Source organism: Burkholderia diffusa (assembly GCF_902499115.1).
Taxonomy (GTDB): Bacteria; Pseudomonadota; Gammaproteobacteria; order Burkholderiales; family Burkholderiaceae; genus Burkholderia; species Burkholderia diffusa.
The window spans coordinates 144,064-165,907 of the sequence record NZ_CABVPN010000005.1 but is presented as its reverse complement, the minus strand read 5'-3'; the positions used below and the strand labels follow the sequence as shown (position 1 = coordinate 165,907).

At 68.3% G+C, this 21,844-nt stretch carries 18 protein-coding genes; 4 read left to right on the top strand and 14 right to left on the bottom strand.

Features of this window, described 5'->3' with window-relative positions; genetic code table 11:
- Positions 1 to 19: 19 nt before the first annotated feature.
- The 3 genes from BTE28158_RS07060 to BTE28158_RS07050 all read right to left on the bottom strand — a co-directional run bounded on the left by BTE28158_RS07060 (position 20) and on the right by BTE28158_RS07050 (position 3,374).
- Complete coding sequence (locus BTE28158_RS07060; protein ID WP_151051384.1) at positions 20 to 493, bottom strand: hypothetical protein; 474 nt, start codon at positions 491 to 493, stop codon at positions 20 to 22.
- Between the two features lie 61 nt (positions 494 to 554).
- Positions 555 to 2,018: a sigma-54 dependent transcriptional regulator gene (locus BTE28158_RS07055; protein WP_124901314.1), complete on the bottom strand. Its 1,464-nt coding sequence runs from the start codon at positions 2,016 to 2,018 to the stop codon at positions 555 to 557.
- A gap of 438 nt (positions 2,019 to 2,456) precedes the next feature.
- The gene (locus tag BTE28158_RS07050) at positions 2,457 to 3,374 is read right to left on the bottom strand and encodes a metal-dependent hydrolase (RefSeq protein ID WP_151052612.1); all 918 of its coding nucleotides are present in this window, start codon (positions 3,372 to 3,374) and stop codon (positions 2,457 to 2,459) included.
- 581 nt (positions 3,375 to 3,955) lie between these two features.
- Here BTE28158_RS07050 and BTE28158_RS07045 point away from each other — a divergent pair.
- The 3 genes from BTE28158_RS07045 to BTE28158_RS07035 all read left to right on the top strand — a co-directional run bounded on the left by BTE28158_RS07045 (position 3,956) and on the right by BTE28158_RS07035 (position 6,720).
- Positions 3,956 to 4,297: an FKBP-type peptidyl-prolyl cis-trans isomerase gene (locus BTE28158_RS07045; RefSeq protein ID WP_059601657.1), complete on the top strand. Its 342-nt coding sequence runs from the start codon at positions 3,956 to 3,958 to the stop codon at positions 4,295 to 4,297.
- A 26-nt stretch (positions 4,298 to 4,323) separates the two neighbouring features.
- Positions 4,324 to 5,091, top strand: coding sequence for an AraC family transcriptional regulator (locus BTE28158_RS07040; RefSeq protein WP_059601655.1), 768 nt, complete (start codon positions 4,324 to 4,326; stop codon positions 5,089 to 5,091).
- 171 nt (positions 5,092 to 5,262) lie between these two features.
- Positions 5,263 to 6,720, top strand: a complete 1,458-nt coding sequence (locus BTE28158_RS07035; protein ID WP_151048589.1) for an MFS transporter — start codon at positions 5,263 to 5,265, stop codon at positions 6,718 to 6,720.
- A gap of 93 nt (positions 6,721 to 6,813) precedes the next feature.
- Here the strand turns inward: BTE28158_RS07035 and BTE28158_RS07030 are convergent, their stop codons facing one another.
- Positions 6,814 to 7,284 (bottom strand): winged helix-turn-helix transcriptional regulator, encoded by a 471-nt coding sequence (locus BTE28158_RS07030; protein ID WP_059532386.1) that lies wholly within the window; start codon positions 7,282 to 7,284, stop codon positions 6,814 to 6,816.
- 156 nt (positions 7,285 to 7,440) lie between these two features.
- On the opposite strand from BTE28158_RS07030, the gene BTE28158_RS07025 reads away from it, so the two are divergent.
- A complete protein-coding gene (locus BTE28158_RS07025) occupies positions 7,441 to 8,673 on the top strand; it encodes an MFS transporter (protein ID WP_151048590.1) in 1,233 nt (410 codons plus the stop codon).
- 152 nt (positions 8,674 to 8,825) lie between these two features.
- Here BTE28158_RS07025 and BTE28158_RS07020 read toward each other — a convergent pair whose 3' ends face one another.
- From BTE28158_RS07020 to BTE28158_RS06975, 10 genes are all read right to left on the bottom strand, one after another.
- The gene (locus tag BTE28158_RS07020) at positions 8,826 to 9,992 is read right to left on the bottom strand and encodes a glycosyltransferase family 4 protein (protein WP_124621117.1); all 1,167 of its coding nucleotides are present in this window, start codon (positions 9,990 to 9,992) and stop codon (positions 8,826 to 8,828) included.
- The gene (locus BTE28158_RS07015; RefSeq protein ID WP_151048591.1) at positions 9,992 to 11,176 is read right to left on the bottom strand and encodes a glycosyltransferase family 4 protein; all 1,185 of its coding nucleotides are present in this window, start codon (positions 11,174 to 11,176) and stop codon (positions 9,992 to 9,994) included. Before BTE28158_RS07015 ends, BTE28158_RS07020 begins: the two co-directional genes overlap by 1 nt.
- On the bottom strand, positions 11,173 to 12,639 hold the full coding sequence (locus BTE28158_RS07010) for an O-antigen ligase family protein (RefSeq protein ID WP_059531583.1): 1,467 nt from the start codon (positions 12,637 to 12,639) through the stop codon (positions 11,173 to 11,175). The genes BTE28158_RS07015 and BTE28158_RS07010 overlap by 4 nt, the downstream gene beginning before the upstream one ends.
- Before the next feature lie 10 nt (positions 12,640 to 12,649).
- Positions 12,650 to 13,786 (bottom strand): glycosyltransferase family 4 protein, encoded by a 1,137-nt coding sequence (locus BTE28158_RS07005; protein WP_059601642.1) that lies wholly within the window; start codon positions 13,784 to 13,786, stop codon positions 12,650 to 12,652.
- 43 nt (positions 13,787 to 13,829) lie between these two features.
- Entirely contained in the window at positions 13,830 to 14,789 is a 960-nt protein-coding gene (locus BTE28158_RS07000; RefSeq protein ID WP_151048592.1) for a glycosyltransferase family 2 protein, read from the bottom strand.
- Positions 14,790 to 14,851: 62 nt separating this feature from the next.
- Positions 14,852 to 17,077 carry a polysaccharide biosynthesis tyrosine autokinase gene (locus BTE28158_RS06995; protein WP_151048593.1) on the bottom strand — a complete coding sequence of 742 codons (2,226 nt, stop codon included), beginning with the start codon at positions 17,075 to 17,077 and terminating at the stop codon, positions 14,852 to 14,854.
- Positions 17,078 to 17,127: 50 nt separating this feature from the next.
- Positions 17,128 to 18,306, bottom strand: a complete 1,179-nt coding sequence (locus BTE28158_RS06990) for a polysaccharide biosynthesis/export family protein (RefSeq protein ID WP_124621109.1) — start codon at positions 18,304 to 18,306, stop codon at positions 17,128 to 17,130.
- Positions 18,300 to 18,743, bottom strand: a complete 444-nt coding sequence (locus BTE28158_RS06985) for a low molecular weight protein-tyrosine-phosphatase (RefSeq protein WP_059531598.1) — start codon at positions 18,741 to 18,743, stop codon at positions 18,300 to 18,302. Before BTE28158_RS06985 ends, BTE28158_RS06990 begins: the two co-directional genes overlap by 7 nt.
- 40 nt (positions 18,744 to 18,783) lie before the next feature.
- Positions 18,784 to 20,199 carry a UDP-glucose dehydrogenase family protein gene (locus BTE28158_RS06980; protein WP_059531601.1) on the bottom strand — a complete coding sequence of 472 codons (1,416 nt, stop codon included), beginning with the start codon at positions 20,197 to 20,199 and terminating at the stop codon, positions 18,784 to 18,786.
- Between the two features lie 71 nt (positions 20,200 to 20,270).
- Complete coding sequence (locus BTE28158_RS06975; protein WP_124621107.1) at positions 20,271 to 21,644, bottom strand: undecaprenyl-phosphate glucose phosphotransferase; 1,374 nt, start codon at positions 21,642 to 21,644, stop codon at positions 20,271 to 20,273.
- Between the last annotated feature and the right edge of the window lie 200 nt (positions 21,645 to 21,844).

Here is a 21,844-nt window from a genome sequence, read left to right as displayed (position 1 = left end):
TGCGTGTGGCGATCGTTCGTCATTTTTCTACCCCGTATTCGATCCGTAGCTTGTACCGGCAACCGGACACAGCCGGCGCCCCGACGATCCGTCGATAACGGCCCATGCCGTTCGGAGCAGGGCTATGCTGCCCGTCCGTCCGGTCATCCCCGTGGACTGCGTCCTTGCCGGTCCTCGCATGGTTCGCTGCCGGACCGGCCGGACGCCACGTCATCGACTTTCGCACCTCAAACTCCGCAAGGAGCGGGCCAGCTTCGTTCCGGGCCGGCCGCACAAGGCTTTCATCGGACAAGCCCGCAGCCGCAACGGGCGGGACAGGCAGGACGTTGCGAAACTGAAACATGCAGGGCGCGGGCGGGCGCGCCCGTGTGGCGGCGATGCCTTGCCGGACAAGGCGCACGGACGATCCGGAATATTTTCCCGGCACGGGCGGCACGCCGCCGCGCACGTTTGCCGGGTCGATCCGGGTGGCCGCCGGCAGGAAACGTTTCACGCTCTTTACATGGCGCCGGACGCCCGCGCACGGGACGGCCGCGGACGCTTCCCGCCGTCGTTCAGCCGACTCGCTGATGGTCGGCGTCGTCGGGCGGCACGCCGTCCTTTCCGCCGTTGTTGTCGTGGTCGTTGAGCCCGTGCTCGATCATCATCCGGTAAAGCGTGACGCGCGAGATGCCGAGTTCGGCGGCGGCCTTGTTGATCCGGTGATCGTTGCGCAGCAGCGCGTTTTCGATCGCGGTGCGCTCGGCGAGCGAACGCGCCTGCTCGAGCGTCACGGGCTCCGTTTCGCCCGGGACCTCGAGCCCGAGGTCGTGCGGTGTCAGCAGCCGGCTCTCGGCCATCACGATCGCGCGGCGCACCCGGTTGATCAACTCGCGCACGTTGCCGGGCCACTCGTAGCGGCGCATCGCGTCGAGCGCGGCCGAGGTGAAGCCGCTGATCTTGCGGCCGCTGTCGGCCTTGTATTTCTGCAGCACGTAATGCGCGAGGATGTCGATGTCCTTGCCGCGCGCACGCAGCGGCGGCTCGTGAATGCGCAGCACGCAGAGCCGGTGATAGAGGTCCGCGCGAAAGCGTCCGGCTTCGACCGCGCCGTCGAGATCCACGTGCGTCGCCGAGATGATCCGTACGTCGACCGGAATCGACTCCTGGCCGCCGAGCCGCTCGATCTTCCCTTCCTGCAGGAAGCGCAGCAGGCTCGCCTGGCTTTCGATCGGCATGTCGCCGATTTCGTCGAGAAACAGCGTGCCGCCGTTCGCGGATTCGATCCGGCCTGCGCGCCGCTGGTTCGCCCCGGTGAATGCGCCGCGCTCGTAGCCGAACAGTTCCGACTGCAGCAGGTGATGCGGAATCGCGCCGCAGTTGATCGCGACGAACGGCCCCTTGCCACGCACCGAGCGCTCGTGGATCGCGAGCGCCGTCAGCTCCTTGCCGGTACCCGACTCGCCGGAGATGAACACGCTCGCGTCGGTCTTCGCGACCTTGCGGATCGTGCTGAACAGCTGCTGCATCGCTTCGCAGTTGCCGATCATCCCGTGCTCGCCGATCGACGCCGCGTACGCCGCGCCGTCGACGCGATCGAGCGCGGCCATCCCGCGCGCGTGGCCGAGCACGTGCGAAATCCATTCGTACGGCAACGGCAGCGTCACGTAATCGAAACAATAGCTGCGGATGAGTTCGCGCACGGCAACGCCGATCGTGACACCGGCCTGCGCGACGGAAATCCAGCCGATCGCCGGCTGGCTCAGGCACGCTTTCAGCGCGGGATAGTCGCGCGACGTGAAGCCCGAGAAATCGACGAGCCCGGCTGCGACATTCACGCCGGACGTCATGTTCTGCGCTGCGCCGGCCGTCTTCGCGACCGAGATGTCCCAGCCGAGCTCCCGCAGTTGCGCCAGCAACGGCTCGTCCGGCGAACGCATGATGACGAACAGCTTGCGCCCAGCCTCGGGAGCGGTAACGGACACGGGCGGCATCTCGGACGCCGCCGTCCCGCTTGCGTCGGGTGACCTTGCAACCATCGTTGTTCCCCGCTTGGCGTTGGTATCGTGCGCCGGCTCGCCGCCGCATCCGAAGGACCTCGATCGAACCGACATATTGGCCGCATTTCCGTCCGAATAAAATCCCCCCGGGCAATAATCGCGCGCCGGGCGGATCCTTTCATGAACGGTATATCGGTGCCGCCGGTGCGCGGCTAGATGGGTGATATCCCGGTGGCGAGGCGGCTGCGAAAACATGGCCGTACGGATATCGGGCGCGCGAAGCCGCGCCGGTGCGCGCGCGCGGGTGCGGCGCGCGGCGCCGGGCGCGTGGAATCGGCCCGGCGGCAGGCGCCGGCGCGGCCCCGGCGGCCGCGCCGGCACGCGCTCGCGCAACCGTTTTCCGCTTGACACCGGTCAATCGTCAGAAGAAGTGGGGATGATGCACGAACGCAACACGTGCCGCGCGGCGTGGCGGCGTCAGCGCCCCGATGCGAGCGGCGCGAGTGCGTGAGCGCGGCCGCGTCCGGCCGACGCGCCGTCGTGTTCTCCGTAGGCGGCGGCGAGCGTGTCGACGCGCGCGAGGTGGTGGCGATTGTCGTGGTCCCACGGATGGAAGCCGGGCCGGAAAAAGCTCAGCCATTCACCCGCGATGCGCGGGAACAGCCCGCGGCGCGGCCCGTACAGGAATGCAATCATGCGCAGCATGCCGCGCACACGATGCCTGATGTCGCGATCGCGCGACAGCAGCGTCACGTGCATCAGGAACACGGTCGGCCAGAACGTCAGCGTCGTCACCAGGTACACGCCGACGCGGATCAGGTAGCGGCGCAGGCCCGGTTTCATCACGGCGTTCCACACGTCGTAGGACACGGCCTTGTGCTCGGTTTCCTCGAGCGCATGCCACAGCCACATCTGCCGGTAGCCTTCGACCGAGCCGTCCAGGCGCGTCGGGTCGCGCAGGAGCCAGTCCGCGAGCATCGCCGTGTAGTGTTCGGCGGCGACCGTGTGCGCGAGCTGCACCGAATGCGGCAGCGTGCGCTTCATGAAGCCGAGCACCGTCCATACTCGCTTGTCGAGCTTGCGCGCGGGCAGGCGGTTGGCCTGCATCAGCTCGTTGTATTCGACATGCTCGCGCGTATGCATCGCCTCCTGGCCGATGAAGCCGAGCACCTGCCGCTTGAGCACCGGGTCGTCGATCCGGTCGCGATAATTGCGCACCGAATCCATGAAAAAGCGTTCGCCGGCCGGAAACAGCAGCGACAGCGCGTTGAAGAAGTGGGTCACGTGCGGGCCGAGCCCATGCCAGTCCTTCGCGCGCTCGACCGGCAGGTCGAAGCGCAAGTCGCGGCGCACTGGCATCACCTCGGCTGCAATGGCTGAAGCGGCTGACTTCATGTTCGTCGTTCTCCTGGTTTTCGGGCGGCCCGCCAGCCGTCGCGGCCTTGTCGGCGCGGGCCCGGGCAGCGCATCGCGCAACGCCGAAATCTTGACATCGATAACTGTAAAGATAGGCGCCGGCCGGCGCTGCGCGCAAGCCGCGCGGTAGACGCGCGCTTCCAAACAGCGCACGGTCGGCAGCGCGGAAAAAACGAGGTTCGAGCGGCATTCGGGCGCGCCGGGATTCGAACGCGCACGCCGGTACGCGACCGGCAGCCAGACGGCGCACGCACGCGCCGAAATCGGCACACACACCCCGCGCGACGGGCGTTTCGCGGGATCACGCGGTGCCGCCCGACGTGACGCCGAGCAGCCAGGTGGCACCGATTCATACGCGCGCCCCGTTCGCGCGGCGCAACCCCGTCGATCCGGTTCGCGAAAAATTCAAACGCGCGTTCCATTCGCGTTTCAGGCGGAATGCATGACCACCACCGCGGCCGGCGCGCGATCGGCATGCCGCGGGGCGCTTGTCGCGTAAGGCGGCCCCCTGCCCGCTCGCCTACAATAGCGGTTTTACCCAACCCCTTTCAGGAGAAGTCATGTCTGTCACCACGACCGCATCGGGCCTCAAAATCGAAGACCTGACCGAAGGCAGCGGCGCGGAAGCGCAAGCCGGCCAGACCGTCAGCGTCCACTACACGGGCTGGCTGACCGACGGTCAGAAATTCGATTCGAGCAAGGACCGCAACGACCCGTTCGCGTTCGTGCTCGGCGGCGGCATGGTCATCAAGGGCTGGGACGAAGGCGTGCAGGGCATGAAGGTCGGCGGCGTGCGTCGCCTGACGATCCCGCCGCAACTCGGCTACGGTCCGCGCGGCGCAGGCGGCGTGATCCCCCCGAACGCGACGCTCGTGTTCGAAGTCGAACTGCTCGCCGTCTGACGACGCCGTCGGCCGACGTCCTTCCGATGGAACGCATCCCGTCTCCCGCCATCGCGCTGCGCCGTTACGACACGTGCGAAGCATCCGACGTGCACGACTTTCATCAGGTCGTGATCGGCGTCGACGGCGCGATGGTGATGGCGGTGGACGGCGTCGGCCAGCGCATCGACCGGCACGCGGCGTGGCTGATTCCGGCCGGCGCGCGCCACGATTACTCGGGCCTCGGCGAGAATCGCCAGCTCGTGCTCGACTTGCCCGCCGCGTCGCTCGCGGTGCCCCAGCGGCTGTTCGGCAGCGCGCGTGCCGTGTCGATCGACCCGGCGCTCACGTCGCTCGTCGCGCAGGTCGCGGCGGCGGCCGCGCAGTTCGACGGGACGGCCGGCGACACGCAGCGCGCGCATCGCTTCCAGTGGCAGGCCGCCGCGCGTCTGTGCGACGCGCTGCTCGACGATGCCGGCCTCGCCGCGCCCGCGGCGGGCCTGGATTTCGCGCGCATCGACCGCTGGCTGCGCGCGCGGCTCGCGGAACCGCTGCGCATCGCCGATCTCGCCGCGCACTGTGGTTACGGAATGCGCCGCTTTCATCAACTGTTCGTCGACGCGTTCGGCGAAACCCCGCATCGCTACCTGCAGCGGCTGCGGCTCGACGCCGCCGTCGTGCTGCTGGCGGACGGCCGCCATCCGCTCGTCGACATCGCCGGCATGGTCGGCTTCGCCGACCAGAGCACCTTCACGCACGCTTTCAAGAAGCGCTTCGGCGTCGCGCCGGGGCGCTGGCGCGGCGAGCGGCACTGAGCGCTCACGCGCGTCGCCCGGCGTGCCGGAAAGCCGTGTCACGGCTCGCTTAGCCTCACGGCCTCCGTTCCCCTGTCGCGCTGCGGCCGGCAAGCCGGCCACATCGCGACGGTATCGACGCTTCACGCCTCCCTGAAACGTCGCCCGCCCGTCGCGTCCTACGATGGGCGCATGGATACGACCACGCGCTCCCCCGCCTTTCCGCCCGGGCTCGCCCGCATCGTCGCGACCGTCAGCATCGGCTTCGTCGTCACGCAACTCGACGTAACGATCGTCAACATCGCGCTCGCGCATCTGGCCGGCGATCTGCATCTGCCGGTCGCCGGCCTGCAGTGGGTCGTCGATGCGTATACGCTCGCGTTCGCGGTGCTGATGCTGTCGGGCGGCGCACTTGGTGACCGCTTCGGCGCGCGCCGCATGTACGTCGTCGGCCTCGTGCTGTTCGCACTCGCGTCGCTTGCGTGCGGCGCCGCCATCGCGCCCGCGATGCTGATCGCGGCCCGCGCGCTGCAAGGCGTCGGCGCCGCGGCGATGCTGCCGAATTCGCTCGCACTGCTCAACGATGCGTGCCGGCATGATCCGCCTCTGCGCGCCCGTGCCGTCGGCTGGTGGACTGCCGCGGGCTCGATCTCGATCGCGGCCGGCCCGGTCGTGGGCGGCCTGCTGATCTCAGCATGGGGCTGGCGCGGCATCTTTCTCGTGAACCTGCCGCTGTGTGCGGCGGGGCTGGCGGCCACGCTCGCATGGGTGCCCGCGCGTCACATCGGCGCTACATCGAAGCAACCGACGACGCCCGTGCGCGCCGTGCGGGCACTCGACCTGCGCGGTCAGCTCATCGCGATCGCGATGCTGACCGCGCTGACCGCCGCCGTGATCGAATGGCAACCGCTCGGCTTCACGCATCCGGTCGTCGCCGGCGGCTTCGCGCTCGCGGCGCTGGCCGGGCTCGCGTTCGTCGCGGTCGAGTCGCACACCGCGATGCCGATGCTGCCGCTGTCGCTGTTCCGCCGCCGCACGTTCAGCGCGGCTGTCCTGTTCGGCATCTGCGTGAACCTCACGTACTACGGCACCGTGTTCGTGCTTGCGCTGTACCTGCAGCGCGTGCGCGGCGAATCGGCGTGGCAGGCGGGGCTCGCGTTCCTGCCGCTCACGGGCGGCTTCCTGCTGGCGAACCTCGCGAGCGGCCGCGCGGTCGCGCGTCACGGCCCGCGCGCGCCGATGCTCGCGGGCGCGCTGGTTGCCGCGCTCGGCTACGGCGCGCTGCATTTCATCGATGCGTCGACGCCGCTGCCGCTGCTGCTCGTGCCGTTCCTGCTGATTCCGACCGGCATGGGCTTCGCGGTGCCGGCGATGACGACGGCCGTGCTCGCGTCGGTCGAGCATGAGTGCGCGGGTATCGCATCTGCGGTGCTGAACACCGCGCGACAGACCGGCGGCGCGATGGGCGTCGCCGCGTTCGGCGCGGTCGCGGGCAGCGGCGCCGCGTGGCAGACCGTCGAGGGCCTGCATGTCGAAACCGGCGTGTCGGCCGGGCTGCTGGTCGCGGCCGCGCTGCTCGCCACGCTGGTCAGGCCGGATGCGCATCGCGGTGCATCCGGTGCGCGTCGCGCGGCGTCGGCAGCCGATTGAACGGTGCGGTCGGCCGTCATCGGGCGCGTGACCGGTGCGTCGACGCCGCGAAGCGGAAACGATTGGTTCTTGCGTGCCGTGGCGAACGAACACTCACGCCCGCGTCCCGCCCCCCTCGTCGCCCACCTTCCGCACGACCGTCTCCGCCGCCTTCAGCGGCCGGCCGTCGTCGTGCCGAAGCGCGAGCTTGCGGATCGCCCGGCCCGTCTTGCGCTCGACCAGCACCGAATGCGGCTCGCCGCGCTCGAACAGGTTTGCCTCGCCCCACTGCCGCAACATCACGATCACCGGAAACAGTCCCTCGCCCTTCTTCGTCAACGCGTACTCCTGATATGCGCTGCCGTCCGACGCGGGCACGACTTCGAATACGCCAGCGTCCACCAGCATCCTGAGCCGGTCCGACAGGATGTTGCTCGCGACGCCGAGGCTCGCGCGGAAATCGCCGAACCGGCGCACGCCGTCGAACGCATCGCGCACAATCAGCAATGCCCAGCGATCGCCGACGATATCGGTCGCACGCGCCACCGGGCACGGCGAATCCGCGAGACTTTTCTGCCTGGCCATATTGCTCTCCGCTGTCGCGCCGGCGCCTTCGCGGGCCGCCGGCCGCCCGTGCGCGGGCCCATCGCCCGCCGTCACACAGGTTGCATTTTAAAACCACTTTTCCTACACTCACACTAGTTTCAAATTGCAACCACTTGAGTGAGCGTGAGACACCCCATGGAATCACCCAGTTCAGGAACGGTCGCGTCGAACGCGACGTCGCGCACCGCTCGTCCGATCGCCGTCTCGCGGGTGTCGACGGCGCGCGTCGTGCTGCTCGCCGTCTGCTGCGCGGCGAGCGTCGCGAACGTGTACTACGCACAGCCGCTGCTCGACTCGATCGCACATGACTTCGGCGTATCGCAGGCAGCGGTCGGCGGCGTCATCACCGCGACGCAACTCGGCTGCGCGCTCGCGCTGCTGTTCGTCGTGCCGCTCGGCGACCTGCTGAACCGCAAACGCCTGATCACCGTTCAACTTTTGCTGCTGACGGCGGCATGCATCGGCGTGGCCGCCTCGCCGACGCGCATCGCATTGCTGGCGGGCATGGTCGCGGTCGGGCTGCTCGGCACCGCGATGACGCAAGGGCTGATCGCCTGCTCGGCCGCGCTTGCAGGCGCCGGCGAGCGCGGCCGCGTGGTCGGCGCGGCGCAGGGCGGCGTCGTGATCGGCCTGCTTGCCGCGCGTGCGCTCGCGGGTGTCGTCACGGATGTCGCCGGCTGGCGTGCGGTTTATCTGGTGTCGGGCGCGCTCGCGATCGCGATGCTGGTCGCGCTGGCGCGGCTGTTGCCCGATGCGGACGCGCCGCGCGCGCGCATCGGCTACGCGGCGCTGCTCGGTTCGATGGTCACGCTGCTGCGCGACGAGCGCGTGCTGCGTGTGCGCGGGGCGATCGCACTGCTGCTGTTCGCGGCGTTCAGCATCTTCTGGAGCGCGCTCGTGCTGCCGCTGAGCGCGCCGCCGCATGCGATGTCGCATACGCAGATCGGCGCATTCGGTCTGGTCGGCGCGCTGGGTGCGGCAGCCGCCGCGCGCGCCGGCCGGCTCGCGGATCGCGGCCTCGGTGAAGCCGCGACCGGCACCGCGCTCGCACTGCTCGCGCTCTCGTGGCTGCCGCTCGCGTTCGCCGGTACGTCGATCGCGCTGCTGGTCGTCGGCATCGTGCTGCTCGACGTCGGTGGGCAGGCCGTCCACGTCGTGAACCAGAGCATGATCCTCGGCGCGCGGCCCGATGCGCATGCACGCCTTGTCGGGTGCTACATGCTGTTCTATTCAGTCGGCAGCGGGCTCGGCGCGATTGCGTCGACGATGATGTATGCGCACGCCGGATGGGTCGGCGTCTGCGGGCTCGGGGCGGCGGTCAGCGTGGGTGCATTCGCCGTATGGGCCGTGACGCTCCGGCGTGCATGACGCGTGTCGAAGTGTCGAACACCGAGCGCGAACCGCGGCCTGCCTCGCACGGAACGAAAAAAAACCGGCTCGCCCGGATCGAGCGGCCGGCATGCGGACCGGACGCGTGCGCGTGCGCCGGCCCGACCGTCGCGGCGGCGTGCCGCATTCGCTTACCCCGCCGCCTGGATCGCCTCTTCGTACACGCCGGCGACGCGTCGCGCGATCACCGCGTTGTCGAAATGGTCGCGCGCGTAGCGCTTGCACGCGGCCTCGTCCGGCAGCGTGATCGCGCCCGACAGCGCGCCGCCGAGCCCTTCCGCGATCGCATCCGCGCCCGTCGACGGCAGCACGAGATCGTCGGACAACCCGGCCACCGCCTCCGGCAGCCCGCCGACCGGCGTCACCAGCACCGGCGTGCCGGACGCCAGCGATTCGACCGTGATCAGCCCGAAGCCTTCGAGCGCGACCGTCGGCACGACGCTGACCGTCGCCGCGCGGTACAGCGCCGCGAGATGATGGTCGGGCACGAACCCGAGCAGCTTCACGTTGTCCTGCAGCCCCGCGTCGTCGATGCGCTGCTGCAGTTCCTCACCGATCTTGCCCTTGCCGGCGATCAGCAGCAGCACGTCCGGGTGACGGTGCTTGACGAGACCGATCGCGTCGATCAGGTCTTCCAGCCCCATGCGCCGCACGAGCCGGCGCACGGCCAGCACGATCGGCCGGTCCTGCGGCAGTTGCAGCTTGTGCCGCGCCTCGGCCGGCGTGAGCGGCGTATCGAACTGCGCGGTATCGACGCAGCCGGGAATCACGCGCACGCGCGACGGATCGATGCCGTAGCGGTTCGTCAGGATCTGGCCGAATGCCTGCGACAGCACGATCAGGCGCGACGAGCGCGTATAGACGGCCTGTTCGAGATAGCGCTTCGCGCGCTGCCCGAGCGACGCGGCGCCCTCGACCTGGCTTTCGTCGGCCCACGGCCCCTGGAAATGCGACACCTGCGGAATCCCGCGCGTCACGTCGAGGCCCGGGAACGTGTACAGCGCGAAGTGCGACGAAATCACGTCCGGACGCTCGCTGCGGATCTCGTCGCGCAACGCGCGGCGCGCGGCGAGCATGCGGCGCGCAAGCGGCTGCGACGCGGGTCCGAAGCCCTGGATCGCACCGCCCGTGTCGTCGGCGACCTTCGGCGAGCCGGCAACGAGCCCGCGCACCTCGACGCCCGCACCGGGCAGCGCGCCGACGAGCGAGTAGTACATCCGGTCGAGGCCGCCCGCGCGTTCGGGGAACCAGTGCATGCCGATCTGCAACGATTTGATCGGCCGGGAAGATTGGGACATTACGACTGCTCCTGCGTAACCGCATGCTCGACCCGCTCGAAGGCGGACGGCTGCGAGGGTTGGCCGATGCGCCGGTAGAGCGCGACATACTGGGCGCCCATGTGGGCCCAGCCGAAACGGGTCATCAGTTCGCGGGCCGCGTCGCCCATCGCGCGACAGGTGTCGCGCGACGCCGCGAGCGAGCCGATCGCCTGCGCGAGCGCGGCCGGATCGTCGGGGTCCTCCAGCACGACCCCGCAGTCGCGCGTAATGATTTCGGCGCCGCCGGCGGTGCGCGCGGTGACGACCGGCAGCCCGGCCGCCATGGCTTCCAGCAGCGACAGGCTCATCGCTTCGTAGCGCGACGGAAACACGTAGGCGTCGACCGAGCGCATCAGCGTCGGCATGTTCTTCACGAGACCGAGGAAATGCACGCGCGAATCGATGCCGAGCGCGCGCGCCTCGTCCGGATACGGGCTGCCGGGCAGATAGCCCGCCACCGCGAGATGGACGTTCGCCGGCAGCTTCGTCAGCGCCTTCAGCACGGTGCCGAGGTTCTTGCGCGGCGTGCGCAGGTCGCCGACGAACAGCAGCAGGAACGCATCGTCCGGCAGCTTGAACGCCGCGCGATCGGCCTGCGCGCCGGCGAACGCGCTGCCGTCGACGCCGTTGTAGATCACGCTGATCTTGCCGCTGTCGATGCCGAGCCCGGCGATCTCGTCGGCCACCTTCTGCGACACGGCCGTGATCGCGCGCGAACGCCGGTACGCCCAGCGCTCGAGCGCCGTATTCACGCGCGTGTAGACGTACTGGTAGGCCGACCACAGCCCCTTCGTCAGCCCGAACGGGTAATACGGGCTCTTGAACCAGCCGCCGTGCACGAAGTGCGCGGTATTCACGTCGGCCTTGATCCACGAAATGAAGCCGTTCACGTGCAGCACGTCGTACTCGCTGCGATGCGCGCGCAGCCACCACGCGCTCTTCAGCGCGAACACCTGCTGCTTGACGAGATTCGACGGCCAGAAGCCGCCGACCTTCACCGGCACCCAGCGCACGCGCGGGTCGGCAAGCAGCTCGGGCGCGACATGCGACGCGACCAGCGTGACCTCGTAGTTCTCGGCCAGCGCCGCGCGCGCGATTTCGTAATTGACGCGGCCCTGCCCGTCGTTATGTCGCACGACGTGCGTGACGATCGCGATTCTCAATGGTCGCCTCCCCGTGAACGCGCGGCGGCCAGCAGGCGCTGTGCCTTCTGCCAGTGCGCCGCGGATAGTATTGAAAAAATGGCCGTGAACAGCAGCAGGCCGCCCGTGCCGATCAGCGAGTTCGTGAACACGAGCATCGCGAACACCGACAGGCACAGGCTCAGGCATGCGCCGACGAACTTGTCCTTGCGCAGCTTGAACGCCGCGCGCAGGGTGCGGGCGAGCAGCATCACGACGCCTGACAGGTACAGCAGCGTGCCGGGCCAGCCGAGCACGAACGGCACGTTCATCACGCCGCTGTCGAAGCTGCCGTACTTGCCGAGCTCGCCGCTGTCGCTCGACAGCTTGGTGGACGCGCCGGTCGCGCCCATCCCCTCGCCGGCGACGTCGGTGAACGCCGTTTGCGCGAAGGTCGCGTAGAACTTGTTGCGGTCGTCGTAGCTGCGGTCGTCCTTCAGGTTCGTGATCGATTGCAGGCGCGCGCCGAGGCGGTCGGCCACCGGCCCGACGGTCAGCAGCGGCACGCATAGCCCGACCAGCACGACACCGCTGATCAGGATCCGCATCCGCACGCGGTTGCTCGACTGCACGAGCTGGATCGCGAGCGCGATCACCCAGCCGCCCCAGGTCGAGCGCACGAGACACAGCGCGAACGACACGAAGCCGGCGGCGCCCGCGAACCAGCGGACCTTCTGCGGCGCGGCGAACACGAACACCAGCGCGCCCATGATCGCGAACGCGAACGGCCCCGACGAGTTCATCGTGCTGAAGACGCGGACACCGTACGGCACCGGCTCGCCCTGCGAACCCATGTCCGACCCGATCATCCACAGCACGTCCCACTGCGGCATCACGAAGTACTGCACGACGCCGTACACGCCCATCACGAGCATGCCCCACATGAACGTGGACAGCAGCACGTCGCGGTACTCGGGATAGTCGCGCGAGTTGACCATGATGTGAAAGCCGATCAGCACCGGGTACACCCAGTTCGCGAGGTCGTAGGTCGCGGCCATCACGCCGCTCGACACGATCCCGACCAGATATGCATACGTCAGCCCGAACAGCATCAGCAGCACGGGAATCCCGCGCCGCTGCGCAAGCACGCGGTAATGCCTGAGCAGCCCGAACCCGGCGATCATCGTCACCGCGAGCGGCGCGACCTGGATCAGGCTCGTCGGCGTGAACGCGCCCTTCGACCAGTCGGCGAGACGTCGAACTTCGGGGCTCAGGAACCACACCCACCACATGAAGCCGACGTAGCGCGCCGGGCTCTTGAAATACAGCCAGATGCCGACCGCGATGGCCAGCACCGGAAACGCGAGCGTCAGCACCTTGCCCTGGTGAATGGCGATCAGCGCGGCGGTAAACGTCCATAGCCCCGCCTGCCCGACCCAGTGCTTCGGTTCGGGCAACCGGCTGCGGCTGCGCGACGGTGCGCGTTCGGCGGCAATCGTACTCATCGATCCGTTCTCACCGCGACGACGGGCGCGAATCCGCGAGCGGCATCGCGAGACCGGCCGCCGCCGGCGTGCGACGCCGGCGCAGCATGTCGCGCGTGATCCGCACGTGCTGTTCGGCGAACGCCTGCGTGGTCAAGTCGCGCTCGCGCAGGCACGCGGCCGCGGCACGCGCGCATTCGAGCGCGGCGGCCGGATCGGCCACGAAGCGATCGGCGGCCTGGCGCATCGCCGCTGCGTCGAACGCCGGCACGTAGGCGGCCGTATCGTGCGGGAAGTAGTCGCTGAGCCCGCCGACGTCGGACACGATCATCGGCTTGCCGACCGCCGCCGCCTCGAGCATCACCGTGATGCCAGACGCGTGGAAGTTCGGCCGCAGCGGCACGACGATCACGTCGGCCCACGCGTACAGTTCGTGCTGCTTCGCGAGGCCCGACGCCGAGCCGATCTTCACGTTCGGTGCATGCCACTCGCGCGGCACGCGGCGCCGCGTCGCGAGCCGCACGTCGTAGCGCTCGTCGCCGCCGAACGCGGCGAGGAACGTGCGCCAGTCGCGATCGCGGTCGTTGCCGATCGCGGCGATCCGCAGCGGCCGGTTCGGTTGCCACTGCTGCGGCTCGGTGAGCGGGAAGTCCTGCGTGTTCAGCCCGTAGTAGACGAACTCGGCCTCGCGCCCGAGAAAGCGGCGGCACAGCTCGGCGTTGTCGCGGGCGAGCGTCGTCAGCGCGTCGGCGCGCGCGAGCAGCTTGCGGTACAGCCAGCGGCGCGGGCCGCCGAACGTGTTCCACTTGTCGAACAGCCACACGCTCTGCGCGAGCAGCAGCGGGCGCTTGCCTTGTGCGCCGGCGAGCTTCAGGATCAGCGCGGCGGCGAGATGCTCCTGCTCGGTGTGCGTCCAGATCACGTCGGTGCCCAACAACGCCGCGCGATTGCGCCACGCATGCACGACGTCGAAGCCAAGCGCCGCCTTCAGCGCACGGCGCACGAGGCTCGCGACGCGGTTCTCGCGCCGGTCCTGCGAATAGGTCAGCCGGAATTCGTCGGATTCCGCGTGGTGATAGCCGTACAGGCAGCCGATGTTCTCGCCTTTCCGGTAAGTACGCGGATCGGCGCCGTAGAACAGGTGGACGTGAACCTTCGTGGAATTCATGCAAGCCCTCCGGGGATGGCCGCGCGTCGTGCGCGCAGCCCGTTCAAGACGTCACCGGCGGCATCGCCGCACGATGGGGGGCAAGGTCGGCGCGGCGCGCATCGCGTGCGCCGCGGCGCACCGCGCGCCAGTGCTCGCGCACACGGTCGCGCCGCGCGGTATGCAGCGACAGCAGCACGTGCGCGAAGCCCGGATAGACGCGCGTGCCGATCAGCGTCCACCACCACCAAGCGATTTCGCGCCGCACCGGCGGCAGATGCTCGCGCAGGATCAGGTGCAGGTTGTACGCGCCGTTGCTGATCGCATTCAGCGATGCCGCATCGCGCCGGTCGTCGTCGAAGCGCTCGGCCGGAAAATGATCGACCGCGATCGCCGGGTCGTAGACGAGCTTCCAGCCGTCACGCTGCACCTGCATGCTGAAACCCATGTCGTTGTGCACCTGCGCGCCGGCGCCGCGCAGCCGCGTGTCGAAGCGCAGACGTTCGATCGCGGCGCGGCGGTAGCTCATGTTCGCGCCCTTGAGCATGTCGACTTCGCGCGCGCCGCCGACGCCCAGATGATGGTTGCCGACGATCTTGCCGGACAGCGTGAGCTGGCCGACGAGCTCGCGCGACTCGTCGAGCACGCGGCCCTTCTCGTGCACCCAGTCGCGGCCGCCGACCGCACCGACGCGCGGGTCGGCCAGGAACACGGCTTCGACGCGTGCGAGCCAGTCGGCGCGCGGCGCCGCGTCGTCGTCGGTGATCGCGACGATGTCGCCGCTCGCCGAGTCGAGCCCCTTGTTCAGCGCGGCGACCTGCCCCGGCACATCCACCGCCACGATCCGCAGCGGCAGCATGCCGCCGACCGATGGATCGGCGAGGCGCTCGTGCGTGGCATCGTCCTCCGGGCGCGCGACGACGATCACCTCGTCGGGCAGCCGCTGCTGGCGCTGCAGCGCCAGCAGGCAGCGCGCGAGGTCGGCGGGACGCCTGTAGGTCGGAACGAGCACGGAAATTTTCATCGAGGGTTCTCCAGTCGGCCGGGCCGGCGCTGCGCACGCAGGCCCGGTTTCGTGCAATGCCGTCAGGCGCTCAGGTATTCGTGGACGGCCGCATAGCCGCGGCCGTAGCCGCGCGCCTTCGGCGGCACGCCGTTGAAGATCCCGCCTTCCAGATCGACGCCCGCGGTACGCAAGCGCTTGATCGCGTCGGCGATCTCGCCTTCGGTATGCATGCCCGAGCGCAGCACCAGGAAGGTCGCGCCGGCCATGCGGCCGATGATGGTCGCGTCGGTCACCGCCAGCACCGGCGGCGAGTCGATCAGCACGACGTCGTAGCGCTTGCCGAGCCCTTCGAGGTATTGCGGCAGGCGCGTCGACATCAGCAGCTCCGACGGGTTCGGCGGGCGCGTGCCGGCCGAGATGAACGACAGGCCCTGCACCGGCGTCTCGCGGATCGCCTCCTCGAGCGGCGACTGATCGCTCAGCAGTTCGGACAGGCCCGGCTGCGCGGTGAGGCCGAAGTAGCGGTCGAGCATGCCGCGACGCATGTCGGCGTCGATCAACAGCACGCGCTTGCCCGAATGCGCGAGCAGCACCGCGAGGTTGACCGTCAGGAAGCTCTTGCCGATGCCCGGCGTCGGCCCGGTCAGCACGATCACGCGGTTCTTCGCATCCATCATCGCGAACTGCATCGCGGTGCGCAGGCTGCGCATGCTTTCGACGCTCAGGTCCTTCGGACGCAGGCTCGCGAGGATCGGCCGCGCGCGGCCGCCGCCCTTCTCGGCCATGGCGTCGAGCTTCACCTGCTCGGTGCTTTGCGGCACCAGTCCGTAAAGCGGCAGGTTGAACGTGCGCTCGACGCGATCCGGATCCTCGATGCCCTGGAACAGGTTGCGGCGCAGGAACACGATGCCGGTACCGAGGATCAGCCCGAGGAATACCGCGGCCGACAGGATCAGCACCTTCTTCGGCTTGACCGGATCGCCCGGGCGCAGCGCGGAATCGACGAGGTGGATGTTGCCGCCCGTGCCGGCCTTCTGCACCGACAGCTCCTGCACGCGGTTCAGCAGCAGCACGTAGATGTCCTCGGCGACCTTCGCGTCGCGCTGGAGCTGGACGGCCTTCACTTCGGTCGCCGGCAGGCTGCGGAAGCGGTTGCTGAACTTGTCCTTCTCGCCCTGCAGTTCCGCGAGCTGCTGCTTCGCGGCGATCACCATCGGGTGCGAATCGGTGAAGCGCTGCGCGAGCGATGCGAGCTGCAGGCGCTGGGCCGCGATCTGCTGCTCGTACTGCACGCTGCCTTCGAGATAGACCTTCGCCTCGTCGCTCGCGTTGATCGAACCGGACGTGCGCTGATACTGCGTCAGCGCGGCTTCCGCCCGCTCGAGATCGGACTTCAGGCGCGGCTCCTCGCCCTTCAGGAAGTCGAGCATCTTGGTCGCTTCGGCCTGCTTCGCGATCACGTGCTGGTTCAGGTACGACTGCGCGAGCGCGTTCGCGATCGCGGCGGTCTGGTCCGGGTCCTTGCCTTCGAGCGAAATCTGCACGACGCCCGTCTGCTTGCCCTGCTCGGACACCTGGATGCCCGACTGGAAGCCGGTGATCGCGTCGAGATCGTTGTAGCGGACCACCGTGAATTGCGTGCCCGGACGCGCGACCAGCTTCTGCACCAGCAGCGTCACGCCGCCGCCCTGCTCCGATTCGCCGACACGGCCCGACAGCAGGCGGCTGCCGTTCGCGTCGACGAGCGTGTAGGTGCCGTTCGGACCGGCCGTCAGCGTCAGCTTCTTGCCTTCGAGCGCGGGCACGACGCTGATCGTGTCGATGTCGGCGACTTCGCCGCCCCATGCGTACGACCGCAGGCCGAACCAGGCGCGCGAAGGCTCGCCGGGCGTCGCGACGCGCGCGGACAGGCTGCCGAGCAGCGGAATCGTCTTCGGCACGACCGAGAAGTTCAGCTTGAACTGCTCGACGACCGGCGTGACGACGCCGCGGCTCTTGATGATCTCGATTTCCGCGTCGGTCTGCGCTTGCTGCGGGCCGCTGTTGATCGTCGCACCCGTCTGCGTCTGCGTGAGCGCCTGCGACGTGTTGTCGTTGCTCTCGACCCGCACGTGCACGTCGGCCTGATACACCGGTTTCGCGATGTAGCAGTAGAGGCCGGCGAGCGCGATGACGGTCACCGCGATGCCGAGCAGCAGCCAGATGTCGTCCATCAGCACCTGGAGCAGCTGGCCGAGGACGACGTCCTCTTCCTCGGTTTTCGCGGTCAGATCCGCGTAGGCGTGTTTTGCTTGCGTGTTCACCATTCGTTCCCGCTTGAGTGGTGCCGGGGGGCAGACGCCACCCCGGCGGGCTATCAGCGCGTGATTTGCCGCATGTAGAAGATCGTCTGGATCGTCGGCAGCACCTGCTGCAGCACACGGTTGAACTGCACCGAGCTGGCCGTGCTGACGTAGACCACATCGAGCGGCTGGAGCGGGAAGCGGCTCGACAGCATCAGCGCATCCGGCTGCGTCATGTCGAGACGGAACACTTCCGGCTTGGTCGGGTTGTCACGCATCCCGCGCATCACGTAGATCTTGCGCGGGTTCGCATCGGTGTCGAGGATGCCGCCGCCGGCCGTCAGCGCGTCGGCGATGGTCAGCCTGCCCTTGAGCATCGGCACCGTGACCGGCGTCTTGACCTCGCCCATGATGAACACGCGGCTGTCGCTGCGGTCCGGCACGTTGACGATGTCGCCCTGCTGCAGCATCACGTTCTGCTTCACTTCGCCGCGGTCGAGCACGCCGTTCGCGTCGAGCGTGTAGAGCTTGCCGTCGCGCGTCAGGCGCACGCGCTGCAGGTCGGCCTCGGCGGTCGAGCCGCCCGAGCGCGAGATCGCGTCGACGAGCGTCAGCGGCACGTCGCTCATCGCGAGCGGGCCGGGCGTCTTCACCTCGCCCGTCACCTGCACCTTCTGGCTGCGGAACGACAGCACGCGCACATCGAGCTGCGGATTCTTCACGTAGCGCGCAAGGCGCGTGGCCAGCTCGTCGCGCGTCTGCGCGATCGTCTTGCCCGCCACGTGGATGCGGCCGACGAACGGGAAGAAGATCGTGCCGTCGGCGGCCACGGTCTGGCCGTACGGATCGGCCTGGCCCGGCAGCGACGACGAATACGGCTGCTGCAGCGCGCCCGCGATCGTCTGCGTCGTGTTGCCGCCGCTCGAGAACGACTGGCCCTGCGGCGTCGTCAGCTCGGGGTGGTCCCACACGGTGACGCCGAGAATGTCCTGCGGGCCGATGCGGTAAACGTACTGCGACGGATCGGTGTAACGGCCCGGCGGCAGCGGGTGTTCGACCTGCTGCTTCTGCAGCTGATCCATCACCAGCTTCGCGTCGATGTAATGAACCGGATAGGTTTCGGCCTGACCTTGCCGGCCTTCGTCCTTCAGGTTCGACGAGTCGAGATAGTTGCCGGGCGCAGTCGCGCAGGCCGACAGGAAGGTCGTCATCGCGACGGCGAGCGCCAGCGGGCGCATGGGACGTTTCAGCATAGTTTTTGCAGCCATCCTTGAACCAGACGTTCGATCAATGAGTAGCTCTCGCGATAGTCGGCCTCGGGGCCGCCATGCGGATCCGCGATCTCGGCGTCCTCCCACTTGCCCAGCAGGTGAACCTTGCCGCGCGCGAACGGATCGACCGATTCGACGGCCTTGATCTGTTCGCGCTCGCTGACGAGAATCAGGTCGGCGTCGCGCACGATCCGGCGCGACAGCCGCCGCGACCGGTGTGTCGTCGCATCGACGCCGCGCTCGGCGAGCAGTTGCCGCATTACCGGATCGATGCCGTCGCCGTCGTTCGCACGCACGCCGGCGGAGTGGAACGTCACGCGCGGGCCGCCGCGCGACGCCGCGTGCGACTTGAACAGCAGTTCCGCCGCCGGGCTGCGGCAGACGTTCGCATGACAGACGATCAGGATGTTCCGGAACATGGCGTCTCGATTCGGGTTACGGGTAACGGCGACGCGCGGGTCACGCGTTCGCGCGCGCGGCGCCCGGCACGCGGGCGGCGACGGCCTGACGCGAGCCGGGGCGGCCGATCGGGTGGTATTCGATGCCCTGCTCGCTCATCGTCTCCGGCTCGTACAGGTTGCGGCCGTCGAAGATCACCGGCGATTTCCATTGACGGCCGAGCGCGACGAAATCCGGGCTCTTGAACGCCTTCCATTCGGTGACGATCACGAGCGCGTCGGCATCGCGCGCGGCCTGCGCCTCGTCGTCGACGAACGTGAGCCGCTCGAGCCAGCTCGGGTGATCCGCGAGATCGAGCGCGAGCACGCGGCGCGCTTCCTGCTGCGCGACCGGGTCGTACGCCGCGATGCGCGCGCCGCGCGACAGCAGCTCGGCGATCAGCTCGCGGCTCGGTGCCTCGCGCATGTCGTCGGTGTTCGGCTTGAACGCGAGCCCCCAGATGGCGAACGTGCGGCCCGTCAGGTCCTCGCCGAAGCGCGCGACGATCTTGTCGGCAAGCACGCGCTTTTGCGTCGCGTTGACCGACGACACGGCCTTCAGGATCTGCAGCGACTGGCCGTGCTCGTCGGCCGTGCGGATCAGCGCCTCGACGTCCTTCGGGAAGCACGAGCCGCCGTAGCCGCAGCCCGCATACAGGAAGTGATAGCCGATGCGCGGATCGGAACCGATCCCGCGGCGCACGGCCTCGATGTCCGCGCCGAAGCGGTCGGCCAGGTTCGCCAGTTCGTTCATGAACGAGATGCGCGTCGCGAGCATCGCGTTCGCCGCGTATTTCGTGAATTCGGCCGAGCGCACGTCCATGTACAGCGTGCGTTCGTGGTTGCGGTTGAACGGCGCGTAGAGCTTCTTCATCAGCTCGCGCGCGCGCTCGCCCGGCACGTCGTCGTCGCAGCCGATCACGATGCGGTCCGGCCGCGTGAAATCGTCGACCGCCGCGCCTTCCTTGAGGAATTCCGGATTCGACACGACGGAGAACATCGGGGCGTCGCCGCCGCGCTTCGAAAGTTCCTCGGCCACCGCCGCGCGCACGCGCTCGGCCGTGCCGACCGGCACCGTCGACTTGTCGACGATCACCTTGAAGCCCTTCATGTAGCGGCCGATGTTGCGCGCCGCCGCGAGCACGTACTGCAGGTCGGCCGAGCCGTCCTCGTCGGGCGGCGTGCCGACCGCGATGAACTGCACGTCGCCGTGCGCGACCGCGGCCTCGATGTCGGTCGAGAAGCGCAGGCGGCCGGCCGCGCGGTTGCGCGCGATGACTTCCTTGAGGCCCGGCTCGTGGATCGGCACGCCGCCGTTGTTCAGGACGTCGATCTTTGCCTGATCGACGTCGAGACAGAACACGTCGTGCCCGATGTCGGCGAGACAGGCGCCGGTGACAAGACCTACGTAACCGCTGCCGATGATAGTCAGATTCATGATGTGTCGGACCTCGTGACCAATGATTCGAAATTCGTGAAACCGGAGTGTCTGCGCGGGACGAAACCGCGTCAGTAAGCGTTGCTGCCGGTGAAGCCTTTCCAGAGCGTCAGCACGACGATCTTGATGTCGAGCCAGAACGACCAGTTCTGCATGTAGTACAGATCGAGCTTCACGCGTCCCATCATCTTCTCGATCTGGTCGGTCTCGCCGCGAAAGCCGTTGATCTGCGCCCAGCCGGTGATGCCCGGTTTGATCCGGTAGCGGAACATGTAGCCCTTCACCAGATCCTTGTAGATGTCGTCGTGCGCGAGCGCATGCGGACGCGGACCGACGACCGACATCTCGCCCTTCAGCACGTTGATGAACTGCGGCAGTTCGTCGAGGCTCGTGCGGCGCAGGAAGCGGCCGACCGGCGTCACACGCGTGTCGTTCTTGGTGGCCTGCGTGACCTGCCCCGCGACTTCCTGATGCACCTTCATCGAGCGGAACTTGTAGATCTCGAACTCGTGGCCGTCGATGCCCTTGCGCTTCTGGCGGAAGAACACCGGCCCGCGCGACGTGAGCTTGATCAGACATGCGATCAGCAGCATCACCGGCGCGAGCGCGGTAAGCGCCGCCAGTGCGAACAGCCGGTCGAACACGAACTTCGGCAGGATCCGCACGTCGGTGATCGGCGACGCCGCGAGGTTGATCGCCGGCACGCCGAGCACCTCGACCACTTCCTGGTTGAAGAACGACAGCGTGCGCACGTCCGGAATGAAACGGATGTTCACGAAGTCGTGGCGGAACACCGTCACGATCTGATGAATCCGGCGCTCCTCCGTGATCGGCAGCGTGAGCCACAGCTCGCTGATCGCGCGGCTGCGCACCAGCCACACCAGCGATTCGAACTGCCGCTCGATGCGCACGTCGTCGAGCGCGACTTCGCCCGGTACTTCGCTTTCGTCGTACACGCACACCGGGTTGAAGCCCGCTTCCGGACGCGCCCGCATCTGTGCGATCAGCCGCCGCGCCGCCGGCGTGCCGCCGACGATCGCCACTGCCTTCAGGTTGTAGCCGCCGCGGCGCAGTTGCCGGAGCACGACGTGCACGCAAGCCTTGGAGCCGGCGAGCAGCGCCATCGTCACCACCGCCCAGTAACCGAGCCACAGTCGCGACAGGTCGCCCGACTGGTGGAAGCTGAAGCTCATCAGGATGCCCGCGAGTTCGACCACCAGCCACGCGAACGCGACGCGCCCCACCAGACCGACGAGACGCTTGCCGCGCCAAGACTGGTAAATGCCGATGGCCGGAAAGAACACGACGACCAGCAGGCAGTCGAACAGCACCGTCGTGCGCTGCAGGTCGTTGAGCCAGATGCTGCCGCCGTGCAGCGCGGCGGCGATCAACGCCCCCAACACGACCATCGCAATATCGATGACTCTCGCCAGCACGCTCAACATGTCTGCTTCCTCTTTGAACAGGCGTTTGCCGAACAGCTCCTCGTGCAGCCCGTGCCGCACCTTCGATTCAAACGTTGCATGACGCTATTGAAGCGACAAGAAAATCGCTCCTCAAGCGCTCAAGTATTTCGAAAAATAATCGGAAATTCTTGCCGCGACATTTCCGAATTAAATCGGCACGTTTTCCCGAATCGATCGTG